Source organism: Streptomyces sp. NRRL F-4489 (assembly GCF_001509485.1).
GTDB lineage: Bacteria > Actinomycetota > Actinomycetes > Streptomycetales > Streptomycetaceae > Streptomyces.
Genome location: NZ_LLZI01000076.1, coordinates 1 through 8,162, shown reverse-complemented (window position 1 = coordinate 8,162; position 8,162 = coordinate 1). Strand labels below are relative to the sequence as shown.

Sequence of the window (8,162 nt, the reverse complement as noted above, 5' to 3'; positions counted from 1 at the left end):
CCCCGCCCCCACCCCCACCTCATCTCCGTCATCGGCAACAGCCCCGGCGTCGGCAAATCCACCCTCTGCCGCTCCCTGGCCACCTGGCTCGCGGAATCCGGGGCCACCGTCGAGCACTTCGCCGAGGCCGACATCCTCACCCACCCCGCCTTCCGCCCGGTCGCCGAGGAATTCGGCGACGGCACCGGCACCGTCCGCCCCGACACCCTCGTCGCCGCCACCCGCGCCTACGTCACCGGCGCCCGCGCCGCCGGCACCGACTTCCTGGTCACCGACGCCCTCCTCCCCTTCATCCCGTCCCTCGTCGCCTGGGGCCACGACGAACCGGCCATCGCCGCCGTCCTCGCCGACCTGGCCGCCGCCGTCCACCCCACCCAAGTGACCGTGGTCTACGTCCAGGACGACCCCGCCACCGCCCTCCGCCGCGCCATCGACCGCGAGGGCCCGGCCTGGGCCGACTGGTACGTCTCCAAACTGGCCGCCTCCCCCGGCACCCGCACCGTCCACGACCTCGACTCCGCCGCCGCCCACCTCCGCCACGAAACCGCCCTCACCGAACGCCTCCTCGCCACCACCCCCTGGCACGTCCTCCCCGTCCACACCACCACCCGCACCCCCACCCAAACCGCCACCCACACCCGCACCCACCTCACCCCCCTCCTCAACCTCCCGAACCCCTGACGCCCGCCCGTCCGACCCCACCTCACCAAGCCAGCCGGCACCTTGCCGTGAACGGTCCACGCCTCCACCATGCTGCGGATGAGCCATTGGACCGACCTCGCGGGTCAAGCCGCCAGCTCCTTACTCGGGACATTGGCCGGTGGCGCCATCACCGTGCTGGTGGCCCGCTGGCAAACCATCAGGACGATCGCCTCCCAGGGAGAGCTGGCGCTCTCCCAGCAGTCCGCAGCAGCCCGGCTCGCCCGTGCCGAGCGGGAACGCGAACGGTCGGCCGAAGCCGCGCGCCGGCTACTGGAACGGCTTGCCGACCTCTACGACTGGCTCCCCTCGCTCCCCGACGTGGCGACGGACCAGCCCGCCCTCAGCCCTCGCGCCCGCCGGAACTGCATCACCGCCCTGCAGTCCATCCGCCGAGGCATGCACACGGACCTCTTCCTGATCAGCGGCATGCCCGTCCGCGACCGCTACCGGACCCTGGTGAAGCTCGCCTACGACGCCGGCTGGCGCGGTCTCGGCCATGCGCACCGGGAACGGCACATAAGAGACGTGCGGAATTACCTGCGCTACGTACAGCTCACACTCGAAGCCGTCGTCGACGGCACCCAACTGCCCGAGTACGCCAGCCCTCCCGTGCTCGAGCGGCCCGGAAGCGAGGCTTGGCTGCCACCGACATTGCCCTGGCACTGGACCGATCCCGCCGATGGCAGCTGAACGTCAAAACCGGGCGGTCAAAGGGAAGGCCGATGCCGGAGACGAGACTCCAGCGGTACGGATTCCGTCGCCGCAGCACGCAACCGACATAGGTGTGTGCCGGCACGAGTCGCGGCTCCCCACAGCACTACGGCGAAGGACCCGTAGCGACGTGGACACGTAGACACGTCGGGCCCTCCGCCGTGGCGGGCTGAGCGGGTCGCGGGACCCGGTGAGGTGCGTACCGGCCCCGCCGCTCAGCGCTTCGTCGTGCTGTTGAAGAGCGAGCGGGACCAGACGTAGCCGACCAGGGCGATGCCGGCGCACCAGGCGAGAGATATCCAGCCGTTGTCGCCGATCTCCGTGCCGGTGAGCAGACCGCGCAGCGTCTCGGTCATCGGGGTGAACGGCTGGTGCTCGGCGAACCAGCGCAGGCCCGGCGCCATCGAGCCGGCCGGTACGAACGCGGAGCCGAGGAACGGCAGGAACTGGACCAGCAGCGGCTTGTTGCTCGCCGACTCGACGGTCTTGGAGATCAGGCCGAGCGCCGCCGACAGCCACGTCACCGCGAACGCGATGGCCGCGATGAGCCCGGCCGCGGCCAGCCACTCCAGCGGGCCCGCCTGCGGTCGGAAGCCCAGAGCCAGCGCGACACCGACGACGAGGACGAGGCTCACCATCGTCTGGAGGACGCTGCCGACGACATGGCCCGTCATGAACGACGAACGGGTGATGTTCATGGTGCGGAAGCGGTTGATGATGCCCTCGGTCATATCGGAGCAGACCGCGATGGAGGTCGACATCGCCCCGGCGGCGACCCCCATGATGATCACGCCGGGGGTGAGGTAGTTCAGGTACGCGTCCCGGCCGCCGCCCATCCCGGCGCCGATCGAGTCCCCGAACGCGTAAACGAACAGCAGCAGCATCAGGATCGGCATCATCGCGCTGCCGAGCGAGACGGCGGGATAGCGGATCGCGTGCTTGATGTTCCGCCGCAGCATCGTCATCGAGTCGTGCACGGCGTAGGTGAGGGTACTCATCGCAGGTTCTCCTGAGCGCGAGACGGACCGCTGGTGCCCGTGGTGTCAGCGGTAGCGGTGGTGCCGGTGTTCATGGCGTCCGTGGTGCCGGTATCCGTGGCGCGAGCGGTGCCGTGCCCGGTCAGCGCGAGGAAGACATCGTCGAGGTCAGGCGTGTGCACGGAGAGGTCGGCCGCCCGGACGCCGGCGGCGTCGAGCCGGCCGAGCAGGGCGCGCAGCGCGTCGAGGCCGCCGTCGCCCGCCACCCGCAGGACGAGGTTCTCGTCGTCCCGGGCCGCCCCGGGGAAGGCGGCCGCCGCCCGCTCGTACGCGGTCGAGTCGGCGAACCGCAGCCGTACGTGACTGCCGGGGATCCGCGCCTTCAGCTCGTCCGCGGTGCCCTCGGCGACGATCCGGCCGCCGTCGAGCACGGCGATCCGGTCGGCCAACTGGTCGGCTTCCTCCAGGTATTGCGTGGTGAGGAAGACCGTCGTACCGCCCGCGACCAGCGAACGCACCATCTCCCACATGGTGCGGCGGCTGCGCGGATCGAGGCCGGTCGTCGGCTCGTCCAGGAAGATCACCTGCGGGTCGCCGACCAGCGTCATCGCGATGTCGAGCCGCCGCCGCATACCGCCGGAGAAGGTGGCCGCCCGCTTGTGCGCGACATCCGCGATGTCGAAGCGCTGCAGCAACTCCCTTGTACGCGCCCGCGCTTCCCGCTTTCCCAGCCGCAGCAGGTCGGCCATGAGGAGCAGATTCTCCTCGGCGGTGAGCAGGTCGTCGAGCGCGGCGAACTGCCCGGTGACGCCGATCGCGGCGCGCACCCCGTCCGGCGACGTGGCGACGTCGTGCCCGGCGACCAGAGCCTGTCCGCCGTCGGCGGCGACGAGCGTGGACAGGATCTGCACGGTGGTGGTCTTGCCGGCCCCGTTGGGCCCCAGCAGCGCGAACACGGTCCCGGCCGGGATCCGCAGATCGATCCCGTCGAGCACGGTCTTGTCGCCGTACGACTTGCGCAGACCGCTGGCGGAGACGGCGACCGACGACGGTGGACGCGCGGAACCGCTATGCGGCATGGGCATGACAGAAGAACGCATGGAGCCCTCCCCTTCGGAGGCTGACGTGACGAGGAAGTACGTGAGGAAGTACGTGAGAAGTACGCGACGAGGAAGCGGCTGCGGAGCGGGGGCACGGGCCGGCGGAGCCAGAGACACGGGGCCGGCGGAGCAGACACACGGACCGCGGGCCGGCGCGCGAGCAGTCAGGGGCCGGCACTCAGCCCCGGCGCGGCCCCCGGCCCCAGGCGCGGCCCCAGGCCCCGGGCGGACGGGCCGGCGGCCGCCGCTCAGACCCGCGCGCGCCGCACATCGATGTTCCCGAAGCGGGTCCGGGCGCGGACCTCGACGGTGTCCTCGCTCTCGGCCGGCGACTCCGAGGCGGAGAGCGTGTTGCGCACCTGCCCGCGCTCCGAGCTGACGTCGAGCCAGGCAGCCGTCCCCTCCCGGACCCCCACCTCGATCGCCCCGAACGACGTCTCCAACTGGACGCTCCCACGCGCCACTTCGGCGACCCGCAGCGTGCCGTGGGCAGTGGTGGCGGCGACCGAACCCTCCGCACGCGCGATGTCGATGTCGCCATTGGCGCCACTCACCCGCAGATCGCCGATGGCCGCGCCGACCGTCGTGGTGCCGTGCGAGTTCTTCAGCACCGCCGCACCCTCGACGAAGCCGACGCGCAGGCTGCCGGAGCTGGTGGTGATCTCGGCGTTGCCCTCCACCCGGTCGACGGTGATCGAGCCGTGGGAGGCGGTCAGGTGCAGCGGCCCGGTCGCGTCGAGGCGCACGTCACCGGACGAGGTCTTCGCCCGTACCTCGCCGAGCCGCCCCTCGCCGAGCACCTGCAGCCAGGCACCGGTCACCTCGACGCGCGAGCCCGCGGGCAGTTCGACCGTCACATCGACGACGCCGCTGGGCCCGATGAGATTGCGGGGCCTGGGCGCCCTGACGGTGAGCACCCCGCCGGCGTACGTGGCCTCGGTCTGCTCAGCGGCCCGCACGTCCCGGTCCTTCTTCGGGTTGCGGGGCCGTACCTCGACGACCGTCTCGGCGCGGTCGCCGGCGGAGAACCGGATGGACCCGGCGTCGACCCGGGCGGTAACCGAAATCGCTTCGGGAGTAGGGAAAGAAGGCATGGCTGTACCGTCCTCATGAGTCCTTGAACCGTCCCCGCAGGTGGGACGTGGTGTGGATGAAGTGGTCGGAGCGAAGCGGGCAGGCGCGGACGCGGGGCGCCCGGCAGCTTCCGTAGTGACGACGCCGTTAGCGCACCCACCCCCTGAAGCTCTGCCCGATCGTGGCGGGCGGCTCCGCCGGACGCGGCTGGGCGCCCCCGCCGACCGCGGCCGACACCGCGCGCACCAGCCAGGCGTTGACCGACAGCCCCTCCCGGCTCGCGGCCTCCTCAGCCCGCGCCTTGAGGTGGGCCGGCAGCCGCAGATTGACGCGCGCGGTGCCACCCTCGTCGCCTTCAGCGGGCACCGGCGCCTTGACCGGTTCGACGGGCGCGGCCGGCGCGGCGGGCACCTCCCCGTGACCGCCGCCGGCCGGCAGCGTCACCACGAAGTCGGGGTCCAGCCCCCGCAGCCGTACGTCCACCGAGCCGGGCGCGAGCTCCCGGGTGATCTCGTCCATGGCCGCGGAGAGCACATTGAGCATCGTGAGCCGGGTCGCCGACTCCAAGGGAGTGGTCAGCCGCTCGGCCAGCTCCCGGGCATCTTCCCCGCCGGCCTCGGCGGCCACCGCGAGCTCACGGCGGAGTGTTTCGACATACGGAGTGAGGTCCATAACGCCATGATGGCACCACGATGGCGCCACCGCAACCCCTAATCGACGCCACATGGCGCCACGCGGCACCACTCAGCCTCCCCGTGGCGCCACCTGGCACCACCTGACGCCACCTGACGCCACCTGACGCCACCTGACGCCACCTGACGCCACAGAAGACCCAACCCCCACCCGGCACGTCCCGCCCCGCCTCTCCCCTCCCCCATAAACACCAAAGGCCCCATCGATCCCTCGACAGAGCCTTCGGCGCCTACCGCACCCTCACCAGCACGAGGACACGCGAGACAGAACTCCCCTCACTACCCCTTCACTCACGCATCAACCAACGTGATGTGGTCCCCCCACACGGCCCACCGCTGCCCCGGCTCGTTCGCACACGGCCGGGTCCGCACCTCGGGCGTCCCCCACGTGTTGGCGAGGCAGTAACGGGGGTCGGCGCCCATCGCGATGTGGTCGCCCCGCACCTCCCACCGCTGCCCGGGCTCGTTGCCGCACGGCCGCGTACGGACCTCCGGCGTCCCCCAGGTATTCGAGAGGCAGTAGCGGGGGTCGGCGCCCATCACGATGTGGTCGCCCCGCACCTCCCACCGCTGCCCCGGCTCGTTGTCACACCACCGCGTACGGACCTCCGGCGTCCCCCACGTGTTGGAGAGGCAGTACCGGCCGAAGGCACGCGCGCTGTCGGCCGGCGCGGCGGCCGAGGCGCTGACGGCCGGCAGCGCGGCGGCCGTCACCGCCAGCGCGACAACACCAAGACACTTACGGAACCCAAGGAACATGAGGCGATCGCCTTTCACACAGTGGTTTCCGGAGACCCTGGACCGGCCGCGAAGCCCTCCACGCCCGCACCCAACGGCCTCCACGGGGACAAAGCCTCGGAAGGCTGCCCCCGCTTTGCCCCCGAATGCGGCAAACCATCCGCAAAGGTGATTACCGGGTTGCGATGTTGCCGCCGCGCGCCAACACCCAAGCAAGCAACCGGACCAGCCACTTGAGCCGCCCCGAGCCCGGCATCACGGTCAACTGCCCGCCGAACCGCCCCCCGTGCGCATCAAACTCCTCCACCCACCGGCCGCCCCGCCCGAAGGCGAAAAACCCGGAGGCCCTGTCGATCTCCCGACAGGGCCCCCGACCCGACCTGCTGCGCGCTCGGCAGGATTCGAACCTGCGACCTTCTGATCCGCAGCTCTATATGGATCGGTTATTGACGGTCATCGCGGCCACCCAGAGGGCCTGGAGCGCGGTGACGGGACGGGATCGGCTGCTGCAGGTGCCGTACGCCGTTGCTGTACTGCGGCGCGGCGCGGAGCTGAGTGGCCATTCGTTCGTGGATGAGGAGGAAGGGCGTGACATACCCCGTTGCTTCCGGCACCGAAGCCCGCCCGGAGCAAATCAAGATCACTCCAGTCAGGAGCCCGAAGATGTAGACGGTGCTCACGCCTGCCGGGTGGGTGGGAGCCTGGAATCGCCTCCAGCGATCTTTCATACTTGAACTGGTCCTGTCTCAGGGCCGTCGGCCACCCGCGCCTCTTCCTACGGACACGCGGGTGGCCTCGTGCGTTCAACGCCCTCGCGGGCCTGGTGGGCCGATTGTGGCCACCCAAACACAGAATCGCAACTTCCAAGGCCAGGGCCCCGCCTCAGCTTAGATTCATCGAATTGATCAAGGAAATGTCACATCCCAACTTTCGATTCAGTGGTTCCTGCCTTCGACCGTGCCAGCAAGAACACTCGCCTTCTGGCTAGCCATCGAGGATCCTCACCCCATGGCGCACATGGCGGCCTGACGTCATGCATGCCTTCGTGCATGCCTTCGTGCGTGCCTTCGTGCGTGCCTTCGTACATGGCTTCCTGCGCTGCGGCATGCGCGCTTGGCTGCACGCACGCTTGCGCACGGGGTCCCACCTACCCGATTTGGAGAGAAGCGAGCGAGGAAGGCGTACGGGCCGCGCTCGACAGCCTTTCGGGAGCCGTGAGCGGCAACGCCTGACCCAGTTGCCGCACTTCGCTGCTGTACCGCACGCCAAAGCCCCCGTCCGGGGGACCCGGCGGGGGCTTTGAGTGCTGTGCGCTCGGCAGGATTCGAACCTGCAACCTTCTGATCCGTAGTCAGATGCTCTATCCGTTAAGCTACGAGCGCTTGGCTTTCCGGCGGTTTTTCTTGCCGGTCGGCGTTGCGGGAACAACATTACATGACCTGCGCCGTCAGGCGAAATCCGATTCCCGCACCCCCGCTGACCTGCGGAAACGTGCGGGAGGCCGGGTTGCGGGCCGGGTGGGGGTCAGGCCGGCCAGGGGGAGCCCTCGATGATCCGGACGAAGTTCGGGCGGGTGTAGTCGGCTTCGAAGCGGTCCAGGACGTCCGCCTTGACGTTGCCGAAGGCGGTCGCGGGACGGTTGGCCAGGCCGGCGTGGAAGGCGCGGAGGATGCGGCGCTTGAAGTCGGGGCGGGGGTGGGCGGCGACGACGGCGTCGCGGGTCTCCGGGGGCAGGGTGTCGTAGCCGATGCCGAGGACGTCGAGTTCGACGCCGGCGGTGACGAGGGCCACTTCGGGGGCCATGCGGTGCGGGATCTCGGGCGTGGTGTGCAGGGCGATGCCCTCCCAGACGAGGCGGGCGCGGTCCTCGGGGACGCCGCGGGCGGTCAGGAAGGCGCGGGCCTCGTCGGCGCCGTCGAGCTCGAAGCGCTGCTGGGACGTGCGGAACTTCTCGGTCAGGCCGAGATCGTGGAAGAGGGCGCCCACGTAGAGCAGCTCGGGGTCGAAGGCCAGCCCGTGGCGGAGGCCGTGGTGGGCGCCGAAGAGGTAGACGCGGTGGGAGTGGTGGTAGATCAGGTCGTCGGTGAGGTCGCGGACCAGTTCGGTGGCCTCGCGGGCCAGCCGGCTGTCGGGGACGGGGATGCCGGCGAGGGCAGAGGCGGTGGGGG

Annotated in this window: 8 protein-coding genes and 1 tRNA gene; 2 read left to right on the top strand and 7 right to left on the bottom strand. The window is 70.5% G+C overall.

Going from position 1 to position 8,162, the window contains the following annotated elements; translation table 11 throughout:
• Positions 1–21 precede the first annotated feature (21 nt).
• Both ADL22_RS08575 and ADL22_RS08570 read left to right on the top strand, forming a co-directional pair.
• Positions 22–681, top strand: a complete 660-nt coding sequence (locus ADL22_RS08575) for a hypothetical protein (protein WP_066975395.1) — start codon at positions 22–24, stop codon at positions 679–681.
• A 78-nt stretch (positions 682–759) separates the two neighbouring features.
• Positions 760–1,392: a hypothetical protein gene (locus ADL22_RS08570; protein ID WP_159048597.1), complete on the top strand. Its 633-nt coding sequence runs from the start codon at positions 760–762 to the stop codon at positions 1,390–1,392.
• A gap of 236 nt (positions 1,393–1,628) precedes the next feature.
• Here the strand turns inward: ADL22_RS08570 and ADL22_RS08565 are convergent, their stop codons facing one another.
• From ADL22_RS08565 to ADL22_RS08535, 7 genes are all read right to left on the bottom strand, one after another.
• Positions 1,629–2,411: an ABC transporter permease gene (locus ADL22_RS08565; protein WP_066975389.1), complete on the bottom strand. Its 783-nt coding sequence runs from the start codon at positions 2,409–2,411 to the stop codon at positions 1,629–1,631.
• Positions 2,408–3,490, bottom strand: coding sequence for an ATP-binding cassette domain-containing protein (locus tag ADL22_RS08560; protein WP_234430600.1), 1,083 nt, complete (start codon positions 3,488–3,490; stop codon positions 2,408–2,410). Before ADL22_RS08560 ends, ADL22_RS08565 begins: the two co-directional genes overlap by 4 nt.
• A 248-nt stretch (positions 3,491–3,738) precedes the next feature.
• Positions 3,739–4,584: a DUF4097 family beta strand repeat-containing protein gene (locus ADL22_RS08555; protein ID WP_066975387.1), complete on the bottom strand. Its 846-nt coding sequence runs from the start codon at positions 4,582–4,584 to the stop codon at positions 3,739–3,741.
• A gap of 127 nt (positions 4,585–4,711) precedes the next feature.
• Positions 4,712–5,236 carry a toxin-antitoxin system HicB family antitoxin gene (locus ADL22_RS08550; protein ID WP_066975385.1) on the bottom strand — a complete coding sequence of 175 codons (525 nt, stop codon included), beginning with the start codon at positions 5,234–5,236 and terminating at the stop codon, positions 4,712–4,714.
• 311 nt (positions 5,237–5,547) lie between these two features.
• Positions 5,548–6,015 carry an RICIN domain-containing protein gene (locus ADL22_RS08545; protein ID WP_066975383.1) on the bottom strand — a complete coding sequence of 156 codons (468 nt, stop codon included), beginning with the start codon at positions 6,013–6,015 and terminating at the stop codon, positions 5,548–5,550.
• 1,288 nt (positions 6,016–7,303) lie between these two features.
• Positions 7,304–7,376: transfer RNA gene (locus tag ADL22_RS08540), tRNA-Arg, on the bottom strand.
• A gap of 142 nt (positions 7,377–7,518) precedes the next feature.
• Positions 7,519–8,136 carry an HD domain-containing protein gene (locus ADL22_RS08535; protein WP_066975393.1) on the bottom strand — a complete coding sequence of 206 codons (618 nt, stop codon included), beginning with the start codon at positions 8,134–8,136 and terminating at the stop codon, positions 7,519–7,521.
• Between the last annotated feature and the right edge of the window lie 26 nt (positions 8,137–8,162).